The sequence below is a fragment of the Limosilactobacillus reuteri genome (genome assembly GCF_034259105.1).
Lineage (GTDB): Bacteria > Bacillota > Bacilli > Lactobacillales > Lactobacillaceae > Limosilactobacillus > Limosilactobacillus reuteri_G.
This window is the reverse complement of record NZ_CP139478.1, coordinates 1,682,305-1,705,280: the sequence shown is the minus strand read 5'-3', so window position 1 is coordinate 1,705,280 and position 22,976 is coordinate 1,682,305. Positions and strand designations below refer to the sequence as shown.

Below are 22,976 nucleotides of genomic sequence, written 5' to 3'. Positions count from 1 at the left end.
TTCCAGCCCCTATTTTGTTTATCAATTCATTTTAGTCCAATATTGGCTTTGTTACACGGGCAAGTTGTTCAATTACTTGTTGTCCCGCTGCCATTGATTGATTTTTATCCGTATAAACCGCAATCGTGTAGTCTGTTCCGTTACTATTTTTTACATAACCAATACTATTGACGATCCATTCATCTTTACCGTAATTTAGCCAACCGTTTTTTAATGCGAAATTATCGCTACTTGCTGAGATCCCCCAGGCTTGGTCATTTTCAATGTTACCCATTAAACCACGAATTTCGCTTCTTTCTTCGTCAGATAAAACTTTAGATTTATAGAAAATATTATTCAAGAGTTTCACCTGGTCTTTCGGGGTAGTAACAGTTAACCCCCAACTGCTATTAGCCCGCGATTGAGTCATGCCAAATTTTTCAAAAGTTTGTTGGAGACCGTTTTTGCCGCCTAAATAATCTTCAAATAATTCGCTAGTTGAATCATTGTCACTCTGCTCAATCATTTTGGTGGCAAGTGATTTTTGATGGCTTGTAAGAGGACTTTGTTGTTTAGCAAGAATCCCTGCTAAAATACTAACCTTTACTGTACTAGCAGTTCGAAACTTATGCTGGGGTGCATTACTAGAAGTATAAATTTGGTGGGTCTTTGGTGAATATACCGCAATACTGACATTATTATTGGAAGTGAAGATGATTTTATTCCATGCGGATTTTAGACGGGCGCTTGTCGAGCTGAAGTGCCGAACACCCATAATAATAAGCAGAATAGCAATAATAATTAAGATAAGCCTGCGCGGTTTATGACGATGACGTTGCGATCTTTGCATTTTTTAACCGACCCTTTCTGATTAAAATTAGCATACTTATTAATAATACAGATAAATTTTGAAAGTTAAAAGGTGCAACTTCTTAATTTAATGAAAAATAAGGATTTCATTTGAATTGTTACCAAATCGTTACACCTTTTTTAGACAGAATAGGATATGATAGTTAAATGTGTAAAGGAGAGAAATAGTTATAATGAAAAAGGTTAAATCTTTTTTTGCCAAATTATTATTGATAACGGCAATAATTAGCATCTGTTTAAATGGCTTGGGGATGTTCGCCAAAGTGCATGCTGATACTGCAGCTTTTCAGATGGATGCACGAGCAGCTTATGCGATTGATGCAGAAAGTGACCAGGTTCTATACCAAAAAAATGCAACTAAACGCTACCCAATTGCATCTGTAATTAAAATCTTAACTTTAGGAGTAATTTTACAAGACATTCGAAACCATCATTTAAAATGGGATCAAAAGATTAAGATTACACCAGCAGTTGCCAAAATGGCGGATGACTGGCACTTTTCCAATGTTCCATTAGTGAATGGGGAAGAATACACTGTCCGTCAGTTAGTTGATTCGATGATGCTTGTATCTGCTGATGGAAGTACAGAAGCATTAGCATTAGCTGACGCGGGCAGTACAGCAGCCTTTAATAAAAAGATGGTAGCATTTGCGAAAAAAGCAGGAGCTACAGACATAAAAATCTACAATATGATTGGGCTGCCTAACGGGGACTTAGGAAAGCATAAACTTAGGAGCGTAGATAAAGACGCCGAGAATTTATTATCTGCTAAAGATGTTGCTCTTATCTCAAAGTATCTTGTTGAAAATTATCCTGAAACTCTCGACATTACAAAGCAAAAGTTTGCTAACTTTGATGTAACTAAAGACCAACAATATTTAATGACAAATGTGAATGCTCTTTTACCGCAAAACGGTTTTGCTCCTAAGAACGGGGAAATTGACGGCTTAAAGACTGGAAATACTGATCGCGCGGGTAAATGTATTGTATCGACGGGAACTTTTGCAGGACGACGGATTATCTTAGTTGCCTTACACACAAAAGGGGAATGGAATGATCAGTCAAAGATGCAGCAAGACTTTTATAATAAGTTAATCGATGAGTATCAGCCAGTTGAAATCAAAAAAGTAAGTGATTTTTCAACCAAACTCACCAGCGTAAAAGTAAAGAATGGTAAGAATAAGACTAATCTTAAGTTGACAAAGAATACCACGGTTTGGCTTCCAAAGAACATGAAATTACAAGCAACTAAACCAACATTACGAGTGCAGGGAGACCACCAAAAACAACTAACTGCACCGATAAAGAAGAATCAACAAGTTGGTTCAATTGAGTTACATATTCCTGGATTGCCTGATTTTAATATTCCGGTAAGTGCAAGTCGAAGTGTTGCTGAAAAGTCAATGTTTTAAAAAATAGATGATTGAATAGGAGAATTTCTATCAGTCATCTATTTTTTTTGCGATGTAATTACTGCAAAATAAAATTAACTATAATTTTAAGACGTATTATTTGTATAATTTAAATTATAAAAAATATAATAAAAGTGAATTAGGAATTATAGCTATTATATTAGGAGGTAATTATTTATGGCTGATTACGCAAAACGTCAACTTAAGGCTTTGGACCGTATTGCAAAGAAGATTGCAGATGCTGAAGGACACTTAACAAAGATTGAAGATAGTGTTGACAATGAGAAGCACCGTACTGCTCAACACGAAACAATTAAGGATATTAAGTCAATCCTTAAGCATGCTTGGAAAGTAGACAAAGATGCAGTAAAGCTTGAAGAGCGTGCTGGCGAAGGTCGTAAAGATCCAGCAGAAAATCACTATGTTTACATGGAAGATGAAGAAGGCGTTATCAAGGACCTTAACAAGGAATTTAAGGAACTTGATGAAAAGCTAGCAGCTCTTACCGATGATGAAGGTGGCAAGATCAAGGCATTCCGTGCAGAACACCACTACCTTGAAAAGGCAAAGGAAATCCTTCAAAAGGCTGGGAAGTATAACCCAGATGACAAAGACTAATTTATAATTCCTAATACATAAAAAGAGATCGGCAAATTGTCGATCTCTTTTTTTAGTGCATTTCACTTGGTAATTTAATTAGTATTCAACGTGCCATTTAATGGTGTATGCTTTTTCTTCGCCCGGATGTAAAGTAATATCACCAAATTCTGGGTGATGAGGTGCATCCGAAAGATTTTGCGCTTCCATTGCTAATCCAAGGTGGGGATGAACTTGTCCATGATTGTAAACTGCTGCATCATCTGAGTTCATCGTATACATAACTAAGCCATTACGATCAGAGTAAAGACTCATCTTCCGGCCGCTTTCTGGATCTTCAAGTGTAGCAACTGGTTTCGTGAGACTAGGAGTAACTTCCCAAATATCGTCAAAACCGTTTTCCTTAGTTGAACTCATTTTTTCTAGCGCATCGCCCATTGTAGTTGGAGTACTAAAGTCAAATGGAGTTCCTTCGTTAGCGATCTTTTCGCCAGTTGGAATCTTGCCGTCATCAACGGCTAAGTGATTTTCGGAGTTGACATAAAGCTTTAATTGATCAACTGTTGGAACATTTGTTGCTGCCATATTCCAGTATGTGTGGTTGGTAGGATTGAACAATGTATCTGCATCAGTAGTAGCCGCCATCTTAAGTGAAAGGAAGTCGTCATTAGTTAAGGTATAGGTTACAGTGACATGCATCTTACCAGGATACGTATCAACTTCAGGACTTAAGGTTAAGCTAAGAGTGATTGAAACAGAATTGTTAGTTGCTTCTGTGCTGTCAACGTGCCAAATATGATTGTAAAAACCATTAGTTCCACCATGAAGAGCATTTTTACCTTCGTTTTGTTCGATTTGGTAATCTTTACCGTTAATACTGAACTTACCATCTGCAATTCGTCCAGCAACCCGGCCGATTAAGCGATTAGTACAAAAGCCATTATTAGTAAATTCGTCGAGGTTTTCAGAAGTCAAAATCATATCGGCCTTACCACCATCTTTTGTTGGAACTTTAAAAGATTGAAGTAAACCGGCAAAATCAAGAATTCCTACTTGAACACCATTATCGTTCGTTAAAATGTATTTTGTTACTGGATCGCCTTTGTAGGTTCCAAATGGTACTTTAGATATTTCCATAAAATATTTCCTCCTTGAAGTAAGCGCTTTTACAAATCCTATTTTACCACAATTTTATTTTAAAATTACGCAATCGTTTGCACAAAAATAGATATGCTAGAATAAATAAAAGCAAAGATAGATGATATTTATGAGGTACATAAAATGGTCAAAAATAAATGGGACAAATTTAAAAAGAATTTTAGTAAAAATTTTATCGACTTTTTAATGATTTTTGCTGCTGAACAGGATTTTATTAATAAGCATCGGCGTAAAAGCAGTGTAATCAAGGAACAAGACCGTTATGGAAGTGATCAGCGAAAAAATTCTGAAAAATAGTATCATAAACTTTTAGTAGCGGATTTGTGCTAGAAATTAAACTTAATATCGAAATTTGCTAATCAAGTGATCTTATGCAATTAGCTTATAAATATTGCTGATTTTAAAATGTGAACATTAATGATATTTATATTTTTTGCATTTATCATTATCTTATAATAAATAATTAGGATATATTAATCTAACGAAAAATAGAAATTTAAAATTTTTTTAATCAAAATTTATAGAATAAATATTGATATATCAGAAACAAGGGTAAGGCTGTTGATGCTCTTAATGCATATGAAAAGTATGCTAATGAACAAATTGTTTCTGCTCAAAAGGCCCTTGACGAAGCAAATGCTAACCAAGCTAACCTTCAAAAACAATTAGATGCAGCTCTTAGTGCACAAGCTCAAGCCAAGACTGCTCTTGATAACGCTAAGTTGGCTGTTAACCTTGATGCTTTAAAGAAGGCCTATGAAGAAGCTTCAGCTAATGCAGAAAAGGCAACTACTGTTTTGAACAATGCTAACAACACATTAAGTGCAGCTCAGAAGGCCCTTGATGAAGCCCGCAATGCTCAAACTGCCGCTGCTGACAAGTTAGGTACTACTAACCCTGACGTAGCTGCTCTTCAAAAGGCATACGATGACGCAACTGCTAAGGTAAATGATGCAACTAAGTCATTAGAAGATGCTAAGACTGCTACTAAGAAGGCTCAAGATACCTTCAACCAAAACAATGAATTCGCTACTGATGCTGCTGCAGCATATAACGAATTAAAGGCTGACCATGCAGAAAACGCATTGAATGCTGCTCAAGCTATGCTCAACAAGGTTCAAAAGGTTTAAGGTTACAATGCACCACAAACTGATGCAGCCGAAGCATTAGTAAGTGCTCTTAAGGATTACTACCTTAACCCAACTACACCAGCTGACAAGAAAGCTGCTGCAACTACTAGCGTAACTCGTGCTGAATACAAGGCTGCCAACAACCAAAACGGTACTAAGGCTGAAACATTACCACAAACTGGTAACGAAAATGGCGTTGCTGCAATCGCATTAGGTGCTGCAGCTGCTATGTTTGGCCTTGGCTTAGCTGGTAAGAAACGCGAATACTAATAATTATATTTTGCAATTATTAGCTTGGATTTAATTTTATAATTTGCTCGGACATACTAGAGGGTTGTGACGAAGGTTTGCTTTGCCACAGCCTTTTAGTTTATATCCAAAAAAGTGAGGGGAAAATATGGCTGATGTAAATATAGCGTTAAAGCAGGCGCAAGCGACTTATGAGCAAGCTCAGCAATCCTATGAAAAGTTTAATCAAAAGTACCATGAAGCAAAACAAGCAGTACTTTCTGCTCAAAGTACATTTGCCGGTGTTCAAACGATTGGCGACCGGACAACAATTGCAACAAGCAGTCAATTGTTGAAAAACGTTCAAAATAATTTAGACAGGATTTCTGCTAATCTGTTGGTGGCAAAGGAAAATGTAAAGGCAGCCCGTAATAATTTGGAAAATGCTAAAAAAGCAGTTGAATTAGAAGAGAAAAATCATCAACCCCTAGAACAACCGCTTTATACCACCATTTCAACAAGTTATGGTGATATCAAAATTACCAAGAAAAACAAGTTCAAACCATCACAGGAAAGAGTTGCAAAAGAACAAAAGGATGCTCCCGTTAAAATGACGAGAGCGGAATATCGGCAAAAATTAAACGAACATAAATAGTATTAAAGAAGGACTTGCAAAGCGATGAATGCAAGTCCTTTTTTAATACAGTTAATTTATTAGTTTTCCTTTAGCAATTGCCAATTTGAATTGTTCATAGTCTGCTGTGACCTGATCTACATACTTTAAAGCCCAATTTGGTAAAAGAGTATCTAATATCTTTTGGTGTTTTAAATAACCACGGATCATCGGTGCGGTGGGACTTTGGAAATGAGCCATCGCTAGCAAGTAAGCACACGTTTGGCAGTAGAATTGGAAACTTTCAAAGTCAAGCTTATTAACATTAATTGATTCTTTCATATCCCGGAACTGTCGAATGTAATAACTGCGACCGCCGAAAGTAGTGCTTCCTAAAAAGCGATCGGATGAGGATTGAAGAACCCGTTGTGCTGTTACAATTCTTTGACCAGCGATTCCTCCATTTCTAATCGCTTGCTGTACGGGGAGGGAAAGTAAGTTATAACGCAATGGCATAGCTTCTTTAACTTGTAAAACGATGTGGCTATTATCATTGCCAGTAAGCATGATTAAGTAACATCGTGTTCCAAAACTGCCAACCCCGACACTATAGCGGATAATATCGGAAATGTGAAAGTTTGCGAGAAGAACCCGAACATCTTGCCGAACATTTTCGCGATATTTGTTATATCCTTTAACAATCTGTTGGTAACGCACAGCACTAAGATGACGTGCGCGTGGTGGATTATCCCGAAAAACAAGATGCCCTTGATTATTGATAGTCGCCATTTTTTGGATTATTTCTTCTGAATTGCTACGCTGACTCTTTTTAAGAACCTTATTAAGGACTGTTTGCATTTGCGTTGAAATATCACCAAAAGACTCAATAGCTTTTCCCATGTCTTCATAGGCAAATGAAAAATAAAACAGTTGGGAAAGGCTCATCTTATTGGCGCTTTTGATAGTATGGCGGTAGGTCTTAGTCGTTAATTGAAGGAGGTGGTAAAGGTCATTGCGATCAAAACCGTTTTCTTCGCCCGCTAGTTCAGCACTAACTAATAACCGTTTCAAATCACTTTCCCAATTTCCAATTCGAGCTTCATCAAAGTCATTAAGACCAAAGAGAAGCTTACGTTCAGGGGAGGCGTAAAAGCCAAAATTATTTACATGGGCATCCCCGCAGATAATTATGGGAAGATTGCTTTGAGCCTGTCGTTTAAGGTCATGTTCCATTAATTCGGCAGTTCCACGGAAAAATGAAAAGCGACTGGCAATCATTCTTTGGTGGCGCAATGGAAGCAACTCGGGGATCATGTTGGCTTCAGTGATCTGAATTATTTTAACGGGGTCCCGATCAACTGGCGTGAAGGTTCCTAACATGTTACTAGAGACCTCTTTTTGCTGCCGTTTACCATTATTTTCCAATTCAGCTTTAGTTTTATTGATTTGAATTTTTCGTAAGTCAAAGATATCGAGATTTTGATTAATCAAAAGTTGCGCATCCTTTCAGAGACAATACTTATGTCTTATTTTAAATCTTCTAATTTATTTGTAAATATGGTTTAATTAAGTTGATAAATAATGCTTTTCAAAATAAAATTAATATAAGCAAAATTATAGGAGGAGTTGATAGAGTGATTATTGCAGTGGAAAATTCACTTGCCCAACATTTGCATATTAATTCACAGGTGATTGCTCCATCTGATCTATTAGAGACAAATGTTTGGACAATTCGTGTTACTGGGGAATTCATGATTATTATGAATAACTTAATGTCGTTGCCAATTATTGTACGCTATCCTCAACGCTTTAATGACTCACGCTCTTTTATTGCGGCATTTAAACGTGAATTCTTAAGTTTATTAGAAGTTTCGCCAATTCCGTATGCAAAAATTAGGATGATTCGTGATGCTCAATTTAGCAAAGTAGTATTTACACGCCAAATTCAGCCAGAAACTCAACAGCAATTGCAGGTGTATCAGAACCTCATGATGGGGCCTAATTCAATTATTGATTGGGAAAAAGACCCAACCAATGCTGAAATTGCACTTCAATTAGCGGAACAGACACGGATTACTAATAAGACAACGGACGAAGAATATGTCGTAATGGATATTTTTGAAGACTATTCAGTTACGGACTTTAAGGTGGCTACTCATCCTAAACTTAATGAACATAACCGTCGCTATCTTTACCGCTCACTTTCAATTAACGATATCATGAATGCAACAGCGGTGGGAGAAAAGATTTTAGATGATTATCAAGGTTATTTAGAAAGTCGTGGAAAAAGCGAGAGCATCGTTGATCGGGATTTGGATTGTGCCGCAGATTACATCGGTTACTGTGAAGCTCTGGGCGAATCTGTTCTTGATGATATTACCTTGGTCTATCACTATTTAATTAACTATGAAAAACTACATAATGATCGTCCTACTGATACCGGCTTTCATTCTAAAAGTGATGCCTTTCGCGAATTTGGGAAGTTTTTACGGGCAGAAGATCTCTTCTCTAGTGAAGATTACGATTTGTTTGTTCAAGCAATTAGTCAGGGGATAAAAGATCTTGGTTCTAAACAGCGGATGTACCACCTGCAACGTATAATTCGTGATATGCAGCGGCAAGTAAGGAATCAACGCGAGCATGCAATCCAATATGTTAATAAGCAATATACTATTTATGTTGAGCTTAGTGATTATCATCCTAAAATGTGGCGGCGATTTACTGTCAGCGGTGATACGCGTCTGGATATGTTGTGCTTTGCAATTTTAGCAGCATTTAACGCGGACGGGCACCACTTATTTGAATTGCATCAGGGAAATACTCACTATCAGTTGCCGATTCTTGATAGCGGCTTTGGTCAATCAAAAGATATTACTCAAAGTTGGGTAGGCGATTGTAATCTTGACCATGAATATAACCTAATATATGACTTTGGTGATATGTGGAACTTTAAAATTAAGTTTGAGGAAGTAAAGCCGAAACGACTTCCAGCTCATACTAGTCCCAAAATTGTCGGCGGGTTTGGAACTGGAATCTTGGATGATATCGGAGGAGTAGAAGGACTGAGTCAAGCGGCAAAAGATGATCCAGCTATTAATGAGCCGTTAAACATTCCAAAATTTAAGGATCAATGGTCTCGTCAAATTGAAAAAATACGCCGCTCTTATGAATAAAAAGCACTACAATAGAGAATGAAATATTTAATTAATCGAGGTCTTTAAGGATGGAAAAACGCGAAAATGCTATTCCGAAAACAATGAAGGCTTGGGCAGTCACAACTCCTGGGCCGATTGATGGTAAGGAATCACCAATCGAATTTACCGAAAAGCCCGTGCCGACTCCTAAACGGGGAGAAGTCCTTGTTAAGGTATTGACGTGTGGAGTATGTCATACGGACTTGCACGTGACTGAAGGAGACTTGCCGGTTCACCACGAACACGTTACTCCTGGTCATGAGATTGTTGGTAAAGTTGTCGGCTTTGGACCAGAGACACAACGATTTAAGCTTGGTGAGCGAATTGGGATTCCATGGTTTCGGCATGCTTGTGGTGTATGCAAGTTTTGCCGGTCAGGTCATGAGAATCTTTGTCCTCATTCACTTTATACCGGTTGGGATCATGATGGCGGTTATGCAGAATATGTCACGGTTCCAGAAGGATTTGCATATCGGCTTCCGGAAAAGTTTGATTCTTTAGAGGCAGCTCCATTATTATGTGCAGGGATTATTGGTTATCGGGCCTTTGAACGTGCCAATGTTCCCGCTGGTGGCCGCTTAGGGTTATATGGCTTCGGTGGCTCAGCGCACATTACGGCCCAGATTGCACTTGCCCAGGGAATTGAAGTGCATGTCTTTACACGTGGTGAGGCCGCAAAGAAATTCGCCCTAGAATTAGGTTGTGCTTCTGTTCAAGGCTCCTATGACCCCGCGCCAGTTCCTTTGGATTCGTCAATCATTTTTGCGCCAGTTGGTGATATGGTATTACCAGCCTTAGCTAGTTTAGTTCCAGGTGGGACTTTGGCCTTAGCTGGCATTCATATGACTGATATTCCAACGATGAATTACCAAAAAGAAATATTCCACGAGAAGACATTAACGAGTGTTGAGAGCAATACCCGTCGTGATGGGGAAGAATTCTTAACATTAGCTGACCGTCTCAATATCCATCCTGAAGTACACGAATATCCACTAGCAAAGGCTGACGAAGCATTACGCTATGTTAAGCACGGTGATATTAAGGGAGCTTGTGTATTACGTGTTAGTGAGGACTAATAATTGCCTTTTCCTTCTGATTCCTGCTAAGATGGTTAGAGAGGTTTAGAAGAGAAAAGAGGAGGCTTTATTTATGAAATATCCCCAATTATCATTGGATGAAGTTGAAGGACCAAAAGCAGTAATTGAAACTACAATGGGAACAATTACGGCCCAACTTTTTCCAAAATACGCACCTAAAACAGTTGAAAACTTTGTTAAATTAGCAGAGAAAAATTATTATGACGATGTAATTTTTCACCGGGTTATCCCGGATTTTATGATTCAAGGTGGCGACCCAACTGGAACCGGCCGTGGTGGCGAAAGTATTTATGGTCACCCGTTTGAAGACGAGTTTTCTGAAGAACTATTTAACTTCACTGGTGCTCTTTCAATGGCTAATGCTGGTCCGAACACAAATGGCAGTCAATTCTTTATTGTCACTAATGAACATGTTCCAGAAAATATGATTGATCAAATGAAGGCCGTTGGGTACCCGCAGGAGATTATTGATTATTACGAAAAACATGGCGGTACACCGTGGCTTGATTTCCACCATACCGTATTTGGCCAAGTATTATCCGGGATGGATGTTGTCGAAAAGATCAGCAAGGTTAAGCGGGATGCGATGGATAAGCCTAAGAAAGACGTTATTATAAAAACAATTAAGATTGAAAAAGAAAAGTAATAAAAAGGAATAGAGGCTAGGAGAAAACTTTTGTTTTCTCTCAGCCTCTACTACTTTTATGAACAATAGAAATATAACGTGGAACTAGCTTCGCGTCGCCACAAGGCTCGAGTATAAGTACGGACGATGATCAGCCCGTGCCGTGCTAATCACCGTCCTAGCTTAGCCCACCGCCTTGTCGAGGAGGTTATTTCCCACTCTCATTCCTTTTTTGCAGTTAAGAGATCCCATAGTTTTTGCTTGGGGGCTGTTAATAATTCGGTTGAACGAGTAACAGCTGACAGGAGAAATGATTGTTTTAACGGGCTAGTAACATTTATGGAATGGATGTTATCTTCTGGAGTAATCGCCAAACTTGTTAAATAAGCAATTCCAAGATTTTCTGCAACCATGGTTTTGATAACGTGAATGTCGGCAGTTCGGTAGATGACTTGGGGACGAAAATGAGCCAAATGAGAGATTTGCTTAAAGGCTTGCTCATGAAAGAATTCAGTATCAGGGACAATAAAGCGTTCATTTTTGAGAGCAGCAAAATCAATCTCCTTTTTAGCAGCGAGGGGATGGCGCTTGCTAACGATAATCTTAAAGGGATACTCAGCTAATTCAGTGGTTTTTAGCCCCACTTCCCTTAGGGGGGTTAAGCGATCCGAGCAATGCCAAATCAAGGTGACCATGTTTAAGCATCTTGAGAATTTCCTTAGAACCATGCTCAGAGGTTTCCAAGTGGCTTAAGAGGCCTTCTCGCATTAATAGTGGGGTCAATGGCGGAAAGTAGTAATTACCGATAATGGGTGGCAGGGCAAAGCGAATACTGGACGATTCAGCTTGATTGATTTCTTGGCGGGAAATCCTTAATTCGTTTAAGATAACGTCAACGTGAACGGCAAATTGCTTACCAGTCGGTGTGATATGCAATTGTTTATGGACATGGTCGCGAACAAAAAATGACGTGCCAAAATCTTTTTCTAGTCGTTGGATAGCCATTGTAATAGTGGGCTGACTGACATTAAATTTTGCTGCAACTTGCGAAAAATTTTTATATTTTACCAGTGCTTGATAATATTTTAGGTCGTTTAATTTCATAGTAAATGCCTCTCTGTCAGTGATTATAAGGGGTATTATCAATTTTATTTATATCATAGCATATATTTGACTATAAACTAGCGCTGGAATTACTCTAAGATTGTTGAAACAGATAAAAGGTAAAGGATAAGCGATAATGTTGCGGAAAGGAATGCAAATGTTGAATGATCCCTTTAAGAATAAGGGAACTGCTTTTACAATTGAAGAACGAAAAAAGTATGGTTTATTAGGCTTGTTACCATCTTGTGTAAGAACGATTGAGGAACAGGCAGACGAAATCTACCGGTTATATCAATCTAAGAACTCACGGATTGAACAACGTCATCTATTGATGGAAGTATTCAATACTAACCGTACGCTTTTCTTCTACTTGATGGAAAAACATATTGCGGAGTTTATGCCGGTTGTGTATGATCCCGTAATTGCTGAGGCGATTGAGCAATATAATGAACGTTACATTAAGCCGCAAGATGCTGCATATTTGAGCATTGAGCATCCTGACTTAATTAAAGAGGAACTTGTTGATGCCGCCGATGGTCGTGATATTCGCCTTATTGTTGTTACAGATGCTGAAGGAATCCTTGGTATTGGTGACTGGGGTGTAAATGGGGTTGACATTTCTGTTGGAAAATTAATGGTTTACACGGCAGCGGCTGGGATTGATCCATCCCAAGTTCTCCCGGTCTCTATTGATGCAGGGACTAATAATGAAAAATTGTTGAAGTCCGCTAATTACCTAGGAAATCGAATTAAGCGGGTTGAGGGACAACCTTACTTTGACTTCATCGATAAGTTTGTTGATGCAGTTGAAGGATTGTTCCCTAAGAGTTTATTACACTTTGAAGATTTTGGTTGGGGAACGGCTGCACGGATTCTTGATAAGTACCAGGATAAGATTTTGACCTTTAATGATGATATTCAAGGAACCGGAATTATTGCCTTAGCTGGTGTGCTAGGAGCCATGAATATCTCAAAAGAAAAGTTAACGGATCAAACATTCTTAACATTCGGTGCGGGTACTGCTGGAATGGGGATCGCTAAGATGCTTTATGACGAATTGATCCGTCAAGGCCTGACACCGGACGAAGCAAAGAAGCACTTCTACCTTGTTGACAAGCAAGGATTATTATTTAAAGATACGCCAGGCTTAACACCAAAGCAAAAGCCATTTACCCGTCAACGGAGCGAATTTGCTAATGCTGATGAATTAACTAATTTACTTGCGGTTGTTAAAGCTGTTCACCCAACAGTAATGATTGGTACGTCCACTCAGCCAGGAAGTTTTGATGAAGCGGTTGTAAAGGAAATGGCAGCCCATACTTCATGGCCTGTTATCTTCCCGCTCTCTAACCCAACTAAGTTAGCAGAGGCAAAAGCAGCCGACCTTCTCAAATGGACTGATGGAAAGGCATTAATTGCGACGGGAATTCCGGTTAAAGATATCGAGTATAATGGAACCGTTTATCAAATTGGTCAAGCTAACAATGCGTTAATTTATCCTGGAGTTGGTTTTGGCGCCTTGGCTGCTGAAGCTAAAGTGTTAAATGATAATATGCTTGCTGCAGCTGCTCATGCTTTAAGTGGCTTAGTTGACCCAGAAAAACCAGGAGCAGCTGTATTACCTCCTGTTTCTAAGTTAACAGAATTTTCTAAGCGAGTGGCTGAACGAGTAGCCGAATCTGCTATCGACCAAGGCTTAGCAGGCGATGGAATTACCGATGCGAAGAAGGCAGTAGCAGAAAAAATTTGGAAGCCGCGATATTAATCAAGCAACTTTCATCTTTGTGAATAATAAAACCAGATTGTTAGACAAAAATAGAAAAGCATCTAAGAAATTAAAAAATCTTAGGTGTTTTTTTGTATGGAAGTTTGTGAAACTTTTGCAAGCGTAATTCAAAAAAGCTATTATAACAGTTGGTAAGGCAATAGCTATAAGTGAAATTTATTGAAAATTAAAGATTTGACTATAGCTTTACTTACAAGGTAGGATATACGTGTAAATGATGTGTAACATTTCACAAGATAAAATTGCTCAATTAATATATTGGAGGTTTTTGAGATGTCAGAATACCGTACTGAAGAAGATACGTTAGGTCCTGTTAAAATCCCTGCTGAAGCATTATGGGGACCACAAACAGAACGGAGTCGGAATAACTTCCCAACCGGTCAATACATGCCATTAGCAATCATCCGTGCTCTATTGAACATTAAAAAGGCAGCGGCCCAAGCTAATATGGAAACTAAAGCTATCTCTGAAGAAAAGGGTAATCTAATCGTTAAAGCGATTGATGAATTACTCGCATTAAGTGATGAAGAATTGCGGAAGGACTTCCCATTAAAGGTTTACCAAACTGGTTCTGGTACCCAAACCAACATGAACACTAATGAAGTTGTTGCGCACAAGGCTCATGAAATTAACCCTGACATTGAAATCTTACCAAATGATGATGTTAACAAGGGTCAAAGTTCAAACGATACATTCCCAACTGCAATGAATGTGGTTGCTTTAGAAGCGCTTGATAAGTTGAAGCCAGCTGTTCAACACTTAATTGATGAATTAAAGGTTAAGGAAGAGAAGTACATGAAGACTGTTAAAGTTGGACGTACTCACTTGCAAGATGCTGTTCCATTGACATTTGGTCAAGAACTTTCTGGTTACATTGCTTTCTTAGAACATGACCTTGATTACATTAAGACTTTGGAACCAACATTAGATGAATTGGCAATTGGTGGTACTGCTGTTGGTACTGGTTTGAATGCTGCAGAAGGAATGTCTGAAAAGATTGCTGAAAAACTTAGCGAAGTTTACGACTTAAACTTAACTGCTGATTCAAACAAGTTCTACGGTTTAGCTAACCACTCTGGTTTAAATGTTGTTCACGGTGCTTTGAAGACATTAGCAGCTGACATGTTCAAGCTTGCTCAAGATATTCGTTTCTTGGCTTCTGGTCCACGTGCTGGTTACGGTGAATTAAATATCCCAGCTAACGAACCAGGTTCATCAATCATGCCAGGAAAGGTTAACCCAACTCAAGCAGAAGCTGTAACAATGGCTGCTTTACGGGTGTTCGGTAACGATACTGTAGTAACAATGGCTTCATCACAAGGTAACTTCGAAATGAATGTTTACAAGCCAGTATTGATTGATGCATTCCTCGAATCAGCTGACTTATTAACTGGAACAATTACTGGATTTGCTGACAAGATGATCCACGGAATGACAGTTAATGAAAAGCGGATGGAAGAATTAGTTGATAATTCATTGATGACTGTTACTGCTTTGTCACCACACATTGGTTACCATGACAGTGCTAAGATTGCTCAAGCTGCTGATAAAGCTGGTAGCACATTAAAAGAAGCTGCTTTGAAGTCTGGTAAGCTTACTGAAGAACAATACGATGAATGGATGGACATGCTTAAGATGACCAACGTTGATCAGGATAAATAAGAATTGAGTTAAAAGTAATGCCAATTTTGGGGTGGATTATAGAATGAAGTTAGCCACCCAGTTGGTGGTAAATAAAAAACGCCATTCGGCGTGACATCAGGTATCATATTAAGTGAACCAAACCTATATGAAAGGATGTCCGTCAAATGACGCACTTAAATGATACCATGTCTACTAGTTTATTGACTACTCATAAAAAGAATGCTCATCTTACTAAAGAAGAACGTGTGATGATTGCGACTTTAAAGTCGCAAGGACTTTCCAATCGCGCAATTGGTCGCCAATTAGGAGTTAATCATCAAACAATTAATAACGAGCTCAACCGTGGTACGGTCCGCCAACTTCGTCGTCAAAAATCTAATGGTAAAATTTACGAATATTCTTACTACATCTATAGTTATGAAGCTGGTCAGGCCACATATCTTGAACATCACCGCCATTCTGGTCGTCGTCGCTTATATTATTCTTCAAAGCAATTTTTACGATTAGCTGATCAGCTAATGCTTGGTGAGTTTGACGACCACCATTACTCCCCACAAGCGGTTATTTATAAGGCTCGAGATTTAATGAATGATGGCACCCTGATCCCAAAGTCGGTTGTAACTTTATATCAATGGATTAATGAGGGTGTGCTTCGTACGTCCAATTTAGACCTCTTTGAAAAACCTAAACGTAAGCATCATCGAACTCATCCGCAAGCTAAAAGGTGCTTAGGGCCTAATATTGCTCAACGACCTCAAACTGCGGACCAACGGTCCGAAATTGGCCATTGGGAACTAGATACAGTTCAGGGACAGAAAAACGGTAATGACAGTGTTGTACTAGTAATGACTGATCGCCTTTCACGAGTTAATATCACGAGTAAAATTGCTGGTAAAACTGCGCATGCAGTAAATCAGTTCTTTATAAATTTACGCCAGAAAATGGGCACAGATGCTTACTATCGCATCTTTAAGACAATAACCTCTGACAACGGTTCAGAATTTAGTGAGTTAACACAAGTTCACGATCATGTTTTCTATGCTGATCCGTATTCCCCTTGGGAACGTGGATCCAATGAGATCAATAACCGGTTTCTCCGCAAGGAGATTACCAAAGGTGAAGCTATAAATAACTATAGTAGTGCTCAGATCATAGCGACTAATGATTGGATGAATCACTATCCACGAGCTATGTTTAATGGACATTCGTCAATGGATATCTATCGTAAGGCCTTCTACCAAGAGATATCACAGCTCCATCAACCAATAATCAATTGGTCAGTATTATTTATTTGAGTCCAGTGGCTAACTTATTCTTGAAATTTAGGATGCCAATTTTGGCAAGAGTGAAAATAAGCAATAAAAAGAACTTGTTCCACTCTTTTTGACTGTTAATACATTTAAATATAATTAAAAGGAGAGCAATATCATGGCTGAAAAATTCCAACCATTATCTGTAAGCAAATTAGATAATGATTACGATGTTATTGTAATTGGTTCTGGTGGAACAGGTCTTTCCGCAGCAATTCAAGCAAACGAATTGGGAATGAAGACGGTTGTTCTTGAAAAGGAAGAAGAGCTTGGTGGAAATACTAACCGGGCTTCTTCAGGAATGAACGCCGCTGAAACCAACGTGCAATTACAACATGGAGTAATTGATAACGTTGCCGATTTCTACCACGAAACATACCAAGATGGTGGACGTCTAAACGACAAGGATATGCTAGGTTACTTTGTATATCACACAGCCCCAGCAATCGACTGGTTAGCTGATCATGGGATTAAGCTTGATGACATTACAATTACTGGTGGAATGTCTCGTAAGCGTACTCACCGTCCAGCAAGTATGGCGCCAATTGGTGGTTTCTTAGTAAAGAGTTTATTGGAAGTTGTTCAAAAGGAAAACATTCCAGTATTCAACAAGGTTAAAGTTAACAAGCTCTTACAAGATGATGAAGGCAAGGTAATCGGTGTTGAAGCTAATGCTGATGGCCTGATTAAAACCGTTCACGCAAAGGCTGTTATCTTAGCTACTGGTGGATTTGGTGCTTCTAAGGAATACATGAAGCGGTTCCGCCCTGACCTTGCTGATTACAAGACTACCAACCAACCAGGAGCAACTGGTGATGGTTTGAAGCTTGCTGAAGGCGTTGGCGGTGAATTAATGCAAATGGACCTTGTACAAGTTCACCCAACTGTTCAACAAGATAATCCTCATGTTTACTTAATTGGTGAAGCTGTCCGTGGTGAAGGGGCAATTATGGTTAACGCTGAAGGTAACCGGTTTGTTAACGAATTGAATACCCGAAAGATTTGTGCCAATGCAATTACTTCCCTTCCAGAACACAGTGCTTACTTGATTTTTGATCAAGGTATTCGTGATCATGTTAAGGCAATTGAATTCTACGATAAAGTTGGTCTTGTTGTTCATGGCGATACGATTGAGGATCTTGCAAAGAACCTCAACATGGATCCTGAAAACTTGAAGAAGACGGTTGCAACATGGAATGAAGCTGTTGAAAATCATGATGATAAAGAATTCCATCGGACAACAGGAATGGACCGTGGAATTACTAAGCCAGGATTCTTCGCAATTCATATTGCACCTGCAATTCACTACACTATGGGTGGTATTCATATTAATACAAAGACTCAAGTGCTTGATGGTAATGGGGATGTAATCAAGGGATTATACGCTGCAGGTGAAGTTGCTGGTGGTTTACATGGTAATAACCGTGTTGGTGGTAACTCAATTGCAGAAACAATTGTCTTTGGACGACAAGCAGGTCAACAAGTAACTGTTTACGCCCGTGGCTTAAAGTAAAAAATAATGGGCAGTGAGAAACTGCCTAGAGCAATTATTTGTATATTATTTGGAGGAAAATTTTATGTTAGGACATCATCATAAAGTTGTGCTTGTTGGTGATGGAGCTGTAGGATCATCATTCGCATTCTCACTCCTTCAAACAACACAAGAAATTGATGAATTAGTTATTGTTGACCTAAAGAAAGAGAAGGCAACAGGAGAATCATTGGATTTACAAGATATTACTCCACTAACTAGTCCAGTCAACATTCATGCGGGGGATTATTCTGATGCTGCTGATGCTGATGTTGTAGTTATTACTGCTGGAGTTCCACGCAAGCCAGGAGAGACTCGTTTGGATCTTGTTTCAAAGAACACAAAGATTCTTTCAACTATTGTTAACCCAATTGTTGAAAGTGGATTCAACGGCATTTTTGTTGTATCAAGTAATCCTGTTGATATTTTAACTATAGTGACACAACAACTCTCTGGATTCCCTAAGCATCGTGTTATCGGAACTGGTACTTCATTAGACACAGCTCGATTGAATGTACTTTTATCTGAAAAGTTAAATGTTCCAGTAAATGAAATTGATGCTTTAGTTTTAGGGGAACATGGAGATACATCGTTTGGTGCATTCGATGAAGCTACTATTAATGGAAAACCGTTAAAAGAAGTTACTGATTTAACTGTTCAGGACTATAGCGAACTTGAAAAAGCAGTTAAAGAACGTGGTGGTAAGATTATCGAAGGAAAAGGAGCTACTTTCTATGGAGTAGCTAAATATCTTGCTTATATTGTAAAAGCGATTATTGAAAATCGTAACATCATGCTCCCAATATCAGCTCCTCTAACGGGTCAATATGGGATTAATGATTTGTATCTTGGAATACCTGCAATTGTTAATCGAACAGGAATAGAAAAAGTCATTGATTACGGACTTTCGGATACAGAAATCGAAAAACTAAAATACTCTGCTGCTAAGATGAAAGATGTCTTAGATGGTGTGAAAGTTTAATTATTAAGGGAGAAATAATCTAATGGGATTATCAAAGGTAAATTATAAAGGATTTATCTGGCCGGTACTTGTTGGAGTTATCATTTGGCTTTGTACTCCAGTCCGGCCTGTAGGAATTAGCGTTGTAGCTTGGCACTTGTTAGCATTATTTATTGCAACGATTGTTGGATGTATTACTCAGCCATTGCCAATTGCTGGGGTTGCATTAATTGGTTTTACACTCACGGTTTTACTAGGAATTGCTCCGATGAAAGAAGCAGTAGTTGCTTTTGGAAATAGTACTCCTTGGACTATTGCAATGGCATACTTAATTGCCCGTGGATTTATTAAGACTGGTTTAGGAAACCGAGTAGCTTTACTATTTGTTCGTTATTTTGGTAAAAAATCAATTGGTTTAGGATATGCTTTAATGGGAATTGATCTTGTTACAGCGCCTGCTACACCAAGTAACACGGCACGTGCTAGTGGTATTGTTTTACCGATTATTGATGCTCTTTCAAATACGTTCCATTCATCACCAAAAGATGGAACAGAACGGAAGATGGGTTCTTACTTATTATTCACTGAATTTCATGTCAATATTATTACTAGTGCGATGTTTATGACTGCAATGGCACCAAACATTGTTGCTGTTGGGCTTGCAAAAGAGCTGGGTGTTAACATTACTTGGATTTCATGGTTCTTAGCTGCTTTACTTCCTGGTGTTATTCTTTTAGCATTGATTCCATGGATCATCTACAAGATGTATCCACCAGAAATTAAGGAAACACCGGATGCTCGTCAGTTAGCTGATAGTCAACTAGCTGAAATGGGGCCAATGAAGCTTTCTGAAAAATTAATGTTAGTTATTTTTGCAATCGCAATCGTTTTATGGATGATTTCAAGCTTCATTGGAATGGATGCAATGACAGTTGCATTTATTGCCGTTGTATTAATGCTTTTAACAGGTATTCTTACTACTAAAGATGTTTTAAATGAAACTGGTGCTTGGAACGTTGTTCTCTGGTTCTCAATCTTAATTTTCCTTGCTGGAGAATTAAACAAGCTTGGAATTATTCCATGGTTCTCAAAGACTGTTAGTCATTCACTTAGTGGAATGAACTGGTTTGTAATCATGATTGCATTAGTACTGATTTACTTCTACAGTCACTATCTATTTGCTTCTGGTACAGCCCAAGTTACTGCTATGTTTAGTGGATTCCTTGGAGTTGCGATTTCAGCCGGTGTTCCACCATTCTTAGCAGCAATGCTTCTTTCATTGACTGCTGCTGCTTATAGTTCAACTACTCACTACGCTAACGGTCCTGCTTCTGCTTTATTCAGTACAGGTTACGTTAAGCAGAGTGACTGGTGGCGAATGAACTTTATCCTTGGTCTTCTTTATCTGGTAGTATTTATCGGAATCGGAACAGTATGGATGAAAGTTATTGGTTTATGGTAATAAAAAAAGATCTGGCAATTTGTCAGGTCTTTTTTTATATCTCCTCAATAATTCGTAAAGCGATTGATTCTGTAAGTATCATATCAGTAAATAAACCTCCACGAAGGGCTCCTAAAGCGGCTTGATATTTTGATTTGCGTTGAACAATAGCAAAGCGTATAGGAACGTTAAGAATTTTATTTAAAGGGATAGAGAGAGTTTTATCGTTATTGGGATGAATTAGAAAGTTACCGTTAATATCGTATGGACGACCAAATGCCATTCCAGCAATTTGGTTTAAACTAACTCCTTTAAATAACTTTTCTTTATAATCATGCCAAGCAGGGATACTGTCTATTGATTGGAGAGTGCCTAATCCACAAACAATCATTTCCATTTTATTGGCAACCTTAAATGCTTCTGTAAAAGGCGGTTCGGAATATAGGTCATTTCTTGCTTCGTCATTAAGAATATAAAGTGGTCCGGGAATGGTGTAATAAGGACAATCATATTTGGATGCAGCTTTTTGTACCATTCGCATTGATGCGGCAGAAGATTTATATTTCATATTTTCACCCATAAATTGTGTGAAAACTAAATTACGGGAAGAGTGTTTGCTGAAATGATCAAGAACAGTATAAATTGTTTCCCCCCACGATAATCCGATTGTTTTATATTCTTTAATAAGAGATTGAATTTGATTAGCTGCAAAGTTAGCAATGATTTTATCGCGGTCCAAGGGGTTACTTGGATCTTTAATAACATAGACATTTCTTATATCAAAACTATTTGATAATTCGCGTTCTAGTTGGGCATTTCGGTCATAATCTGTATGAATGCTTATATCAACAATCCCGCTTGAAAAAGCTTCATCAAGGTATTTCATAATGAGGTAGCGACTAAGATTATATTTTTTAGAAATATCACTAATTGCCATTTTGCTAAGGTAATAATCTTGTGCAAGATTACCGAGTAATTGTTGATGCTGTGAGTTCATTATTTTTATTCCTTTCATGCTCAATGTTGTTTTAAGTATATCATTATTTTTTTAAATATTTAAAAAATACAGTAATTATTTTAATTTTTAAAAAAAGGTGGTAAGATATTAATAATGAAATGAGGAGGCTTTCGACAAATGGAAGATAAAGAAATACTCTCAATGCATGCTAAGAACCAAGGAGTACTTAATATTGCACCTCAATTTGAAGTGAAAAATCGAAAAGAATTAGGTGAAGCATATACTCCAGGAGTTGCGGTAATCTCTAAGCTTATAGAACGTTATCCCGAACTAAAGGATAAATATACCCTTAGTGGAAAACTTGTAGCATTAGTAACTGATGGCTCTGCTGTTTTGGGATTAGGAAATATTGGCCCGGCCGGTGGTCTTCCAGTTGTTGAGGGGAAAGCATTACTTTATAAGGATTTAGCTAATGTTAATGCACTACCTTTAACTGTTGAGCAAGTTCCTGTCGATGAATTTGTGGCAACATTAAAGAATATGCAGGAATCTTTTGCGGGTTTTCATTTAGAAGATATTAAAGCACCTCGTTGTTTTGAGATTGAAGAGAAATTGTCTAAAGCAGTTAATATTCCAGTTTACCATGATGATCAAGAAGGAACAGCAATCGTTGTTTTGGCTGGATTAATTAATGCCGCTAGAGTAGTAAAGAAAAATCTGAAAGATTTGAAAGTTGTAATTAATGGAGTTGGAGCATCAGGAGTTGCAACAGCTCGATTACTTTTTGCGGCAGGTATTAAAAATATTACATTTGTTGATATTGATGGACCAGTGCATGTTGATAGTCAAAATTATAATCATTATCAAACAGATTTAGTAAAACAAAGTGCTGATCAAACATCGTATAGAAGCTTAGATGAGGCAGTAAAAAATCGAGATGTATTTATCGGGCTTTCTGATGCTGATGTATTAAGCGAAAAACAGGTTAAATCAATGGCTCAAAATCCAATTATTTTTGCACTTGCAAATCCAAAGCCTGAGATTGATCCTCAAATTGCAAAAGATGCAGATGTAGCAGTAATGGCAACTGGCTCAAGTCAATATCCAAATCAAGTAAATAATATTTTGGTATTTCCCGGGTTATATAAAGGATTATTATCAGCTGATTTAAATAAAGTTGATTTCGGCCTTGAAAAAGCAATTGCTTCTGCATTAGCAAATATGATTTCTAAGCCAACAGCTGAAAAAATTGTTCCTGGAGTATTTGATGATGGTGTAGTAAATACAGTAGCTAAAGCTGTTCAACATTACGCAAGTCAAAAGAATAACGATTAGGAG

19 protein-coding genes and 2 pseudogenes are annotated in these 22,976 nt (G+C 38.1%); 16 read left to right on the top strand and 5 right to left on the bottom strand.

What is annotated here, in order from left to right:
- Positions 1–31: 31 nt before the first annotated feature.
- Entirely contained in the window at positions 32–829 is a 798-nt protein-coding gene (locus SH603_RS09530) for a serine hydrolase (RefSeq protein WP_169471479.1), read from the bottom strand.
- Positions 830–1,022: 193 nt separating this feature from the next.
- On the opposite strand from SH603_RS09530, the gene SH603_RS09525 reads away from it, so the two are divergent.
- The gene (locus SH603_RS09525; RefSeq protein WP_169471742.1) at positions 1,023–2,261 is read left to right on the top strand and encodes a D-alanyl-D-alanine carboxypeptidase family protein; all 1,239 of its coding nucleotides are present in this window, start codon (positions 1,023–1,025) and stop codon (positions 2,259–2,261) included.
- A gap of 177 nt (positions 2,262–2,438) precedes the next feature.
- Positions 2,439–2,879: a hypothetical protein gene (locus SH603_RS09520; protein ID WP_065533259.1), complete on the top strand. Its 441-nt coding sequence runs from the start codon at positions 2,439–2,441 to the stop codon at positions 2,877–2,879.
- 78 nt (positions 2,880–2,957) lie between these two features.
- Here the strand turns inward: SH603_RS09520 and SH603_RS09515 are convergent, their stop codons facing one another.
- Entirely contained in the window at positions 2,958–3,995 is a 1,038-nt protein-coding gene (locus SH603_RS09515) for an aldose epimerase family protein (RefSeq protein ID WP_321533889.1), read from the bottom strand.
- A 144-nt stretch (positions 3,996–4,139) separates the two neighbouring features.
- Between SH603_RS09515 and SH603_RS09510 the strand changes: the two genes are divergently transcribed.
- From SH603_RS09510 to SH603_RS09500, 4 genes and pseudogenes are all read left to right on the top strand, one after another.
- Positions 4,140–4,313 (top strand): hypothetical protein, encoded by a 174-nt coding sequence (locus SH603_RS09510; RefSeq protein WP_163622195.1) that lies wholly within the window; start codon positions 4,140–4,142, stop codon positions 4,311–4,313.
- A gap of 425 nt (positions 4,314–4,738) precedes the next feature.
- A complete protein-coding gene (locus SH603_RS09505; protein ID WP_169472458.1) occupies positions 4,739–5,146 on the top strand; it encodes a hypothetical protein in 408 nt (135 codons plus the stop codon).
- A gap of 165 nt (positions 5,147–5,311) precedes the next feature.
- Positions 5,312–5,416, top strand: a pseudogene (locus SH603_RS11395) (LPXTG cell wall anchor domain-containing protein); the annotation flags it as partial.
- Between the two features lie 127 nt (positions 5,417–5,543).
- Positions 5,544–6,029, top strand: coding sequence for a hypothetical protein (locus SH603_RS09500; protein WP_321533888.1), 486 nt, complete (start codon positions 5,544–5,546; stop codon positions 6,027–6,029).
- Positions 6,030–6,080: 51 nt separating this feature from the next.
- On the opposite strand, the gene SH603_RS09495 is transcribed toward SH603_RS09500, so the two are convergent.
- A complete protein-coding gene (locus SH603_RS09495) occupies positions 6,081–7,478 on the bottom strand; it encodes a DUF2252 domain-containing protein (RefSeq protein ID WP_169472456.1) in 1,398 nt (465 codons plus the stop codon).
- A gap of 143 nt (positions 7,479–7,621) precedes the next feature.
- Between SH603_RS09495 and SH603_RS09490 the strand changes: the two genes are divergently transcribed.
- The 3 genes from SH603_RS09490 (at position 7,622) to SH603_RS09480 (ending at position 10,924) form a co-directional block, all read left to right on the top strand.
- On the top strand, positions 7,622–9,160 hold the full coding sequence (locus tag SH603_RS09490; RefSeq protein ID WP_169478303.1) for an IS1096 element passenger TnpR family protein: 1,539 nt from the start codon (positions 7,622–7,624) through the stop codon (positions 9,158–9,160).
- 50 nt (positions 9,161–9,210) lie between these two features.
- Positions 9,211–10,257 carry a zinc-dependent alcohol dehydrogenase family protein gene (locus SH603_RS09485; RefSeq protein ID WP_019253175.1) on the top strand — a complete coding sequence of 349 codons (1,047 nt, stop codon included), beginning with the start codon at positions 9,211–9,213 and terminating at the stop codon, positions 10,255–10,257.
- Positions 10,258–10,330: 73 nt separating this feature from the next.
- A complete protein-coding gene (locus tag SH603_RS09480) occupies positions 10,331–10,924 on the top strand; it encodes a peptidylprolyl isomerase (RefSeq protein WP_035168606.1) in 594 nt (197 codons plus the stop codon).
- Between the two features lie 200 nt (positions 10,925–11,124).
- Here the strand turns inward: SH603_RS09480 and SH603_RS09475 are convergent.
- Positions 11,125–12,007, bottom strand: a pseudogene (locus SH603_RS09475) (LysR family transcriptional regulator).
- Between the two features lie 136 nt (positions 12,008–12,143).
- On the opposite strand from SH603_RS09475, the gene SH603_RS09470 reads away from it, so the two are divergent.
- The 6 genes from SH603_RS09470 (at position 12,144) to SH603_RS09445 (ending at position 20,701) form a co-directional block, all read left to right on the top strand.
- The gene (locus SH603_RS09470) at positions 12,144–13,772 is read left to right on the top strand and encodes a malolactic enzyme (RefSeq protein ID WP_169478300.1); all 1,629 of its coding nucleotides are present in this window, start codon (positions 12,144–12,146) and stop codon (positions 13,770–13,772) included.
- 294 nt (positions 13,773–14,066) lie between these two features.
- Positions 14,067–15,455, top strand: coding sequence for a class II fumarate hydratase (locus tag SH603_RS09465; protein ID WP_321533887.1), 1,389 nt, complete (start codon positions 14,067–14,069; stop codon positions 15,453–15,455).
- Between the two features lie 146 nt (positions 15,456–15,601).
- Positions 15,602–16,732 (top strand): IS30 family transposase, encoded by a 1,131-nt coding sequence (locus SH603_RS09460; protein WP_013923736.1) that lies wholly within the window; start codon positions 15,602–15,604, stop codon positions 16,730–16,732.
- A gap of 133 nt (positions 16,733–16,865) precedes the next feature.
- On the top strand, positions 16,866–18,260 hold the full coding sequence (locus SH603_RS09455; RefSeq protein ID WP_169472451.1) for a flavocytochrome c: 1,395 nt from the start codon (positions 16,866–16,868) through the stop codon (positions 18,258–18,260).
- Between the two features lie 64 nt (positions 18,261–18,324).
- Positions 18,325–19,260: an L-lactate dehydrogenase gene (locus tag SH603_RS09450; RefSeq protein ID WP_169472450.1), complete on the top strand. Its 936-nt coding sequence runs from the start codon at positions 18,325–18,327 to the stop codon at positions 19,258–19,260.
- Between the two features lie 22 nt (positions 19,261–19,282).
- On the top strand, positions 19,283–20,701 hold the full coding sequence (locus SH603_RS09445; RefSeq protein ID WP_113898132.1) for an anion permease: 1,419 nt from the start codon (positions 19,283–19,285) through the stop codon (positions 20,699–20,701).
- A gap of 34 nt (positions 20,702–20,735) precedes the next feature.
- Here the strand turns inward: SH603_RS09445 and SH603_RS09440 are convergent, their stop codons facing one another.
- A complete protein-coding gene (locus tag SH603_RS09440) occupies positions 20,736–21,677 on the bottom strand; it encodes a sugar-binding transcriptional regulator (RefSeq protein WP_169472449.1) in 942 nt (313 codons plus the stop codon).
- Positions 21,678–21,815: 138 nt separating this feature from the next.
- On the opposite strand from SH603_RS09440, the gene SH603_RS09435 reads away from it, so the two are divergent.
- On the top strand, positions 21,816–22,973 hold the full coding sequence (locus SH603_RS09435) for an NAD(P)-dependent malic enzyme (RefSeq protein WP_169472448.1): 1,158 nt from the start codon (positions 21,816–21,818) through the stop codon (positions 22,971–22,973).
- Positions 22,974–22,976 lie beyond the last annotated feature (3 nt).

What these genes read in the sequence shown, in the direction of transcription:
- SH603_RS09530 (WP_169471479.1), bottom strand. Translation starts at nt 829, where the DNA reads ATGCAAAGATCGCAACGTCATCGTCATAAACCGCGCAGGCTTATCTTA.
- SH603_RS09525 (WP_169471742.1), top strand. Translation starts at nt 1,023, where the DNA reads ATGAAAAAGGTTAAATCTTTTTTTGCCAAATTATTATTGATAACGGCA.
- SH603_RS09520 (WP_065533259.1), top strand. Translation starts at nt 2,439, where the DNA reads ATGGCTGATTACGCAAAACGTCAACTTAAGGCTTTGGACCGTATTGCA.
- SH603_RS09515 (WP_321533889.1), bottom strand. Translation starts at nt 3,995, where the DNA reads ATGGAAATATCTAAAGTACCATTTGGAACCTACAAAGGCGATCCAGTA.
- SH603_RS09510 (WP_163622195.1), top strand. Translation starts at nt 4,140, where the DNA reads ATGGTCAAAAATAAATGGGACAAATTTAAAAAGAATTTTAGTAAAAAT.
- SH603_RS09500 (WP_321533888.1), top strand. Translation starts at nt 5,544, where the DNA reads ATGGCTGATGTAAATATAGCGTTAAAGCAGGCGCAAGCGACTTATGAG.
- SH603_RS09485 (WP_019253175.1), top strand. Translation starts at nt 9,211, where the DNA reads ATGGAAAAACGCGAAAATGCTATTCCGAAAACAATGAAGGCTTGGGCA.
- SH603_RS09480 (WP_035168606.1), top strand. Translation starts at nt 10,331, where the DNA reads ATGAAATATCCCCAATTATCATTGGATGAAGTTGAAGGACCAAAAGCA.
- SH603_RS09470 (WP_169478300.1), top strand. Translation starts at nt 12,144, where the DNA reads ATGTTGCGGAAAGGAATGCAAATGTTGAATGATCCCTTTAAGAATAAG.
- SH603_RS09465 (WP_321533887.1), top strand. Translation starts at nt 14,067, where the DNA reads ATGTCAGAATACCGTACTGAAGAAGATACGTTAGGTCCTGTTAAAATC.
- SH603_RS09460 (WP_013923736.1), top strand. Translation starts at nt 15,602, where the DNA reads ATGACGCACTTAAATGATACCATGTCTACTAGTTTATTGACTACTCAT.
- SH603_RS09455 (WP_169472451.1), top strand. Translation starts at nt 16,866, where the DNA reads ATGGCTGAAAAATTCCAACCATTATCTGTAAGCAAATTAGATAATGAT.
- SH603_RS09450 (WP_169472450.1), top strand. Translation starts at nt 18,325, where the DNA reads ATGTTAGGACATCATCATAAAGTTGTGCTTGTTGGTGATGGAGCTGTA.
- SH603_RS09445 (WP_113898132.1), top strand. Translation starts at nt 19,283, where the DNA reads ATGGGATTATCAAAGGTAAATTATAAAGGATTTATCTGGCCGGTACTT.
- SH603_RS09440 (WP_169472449.1), bottom strand. Translation starts at nt 21,677, where the DNA reads ATGAACTCACAGCATCAACAATTACTCGGTAATCTTGCACAAGATTAT.
- SH603_RS09435 (WP_169472448.1), top strand. Translation starts at nt 21,816, where the DNA reads ATGGAAGATAAAGAAATACTCTCAATGCATGCTAAGAACCAAGGAGTA.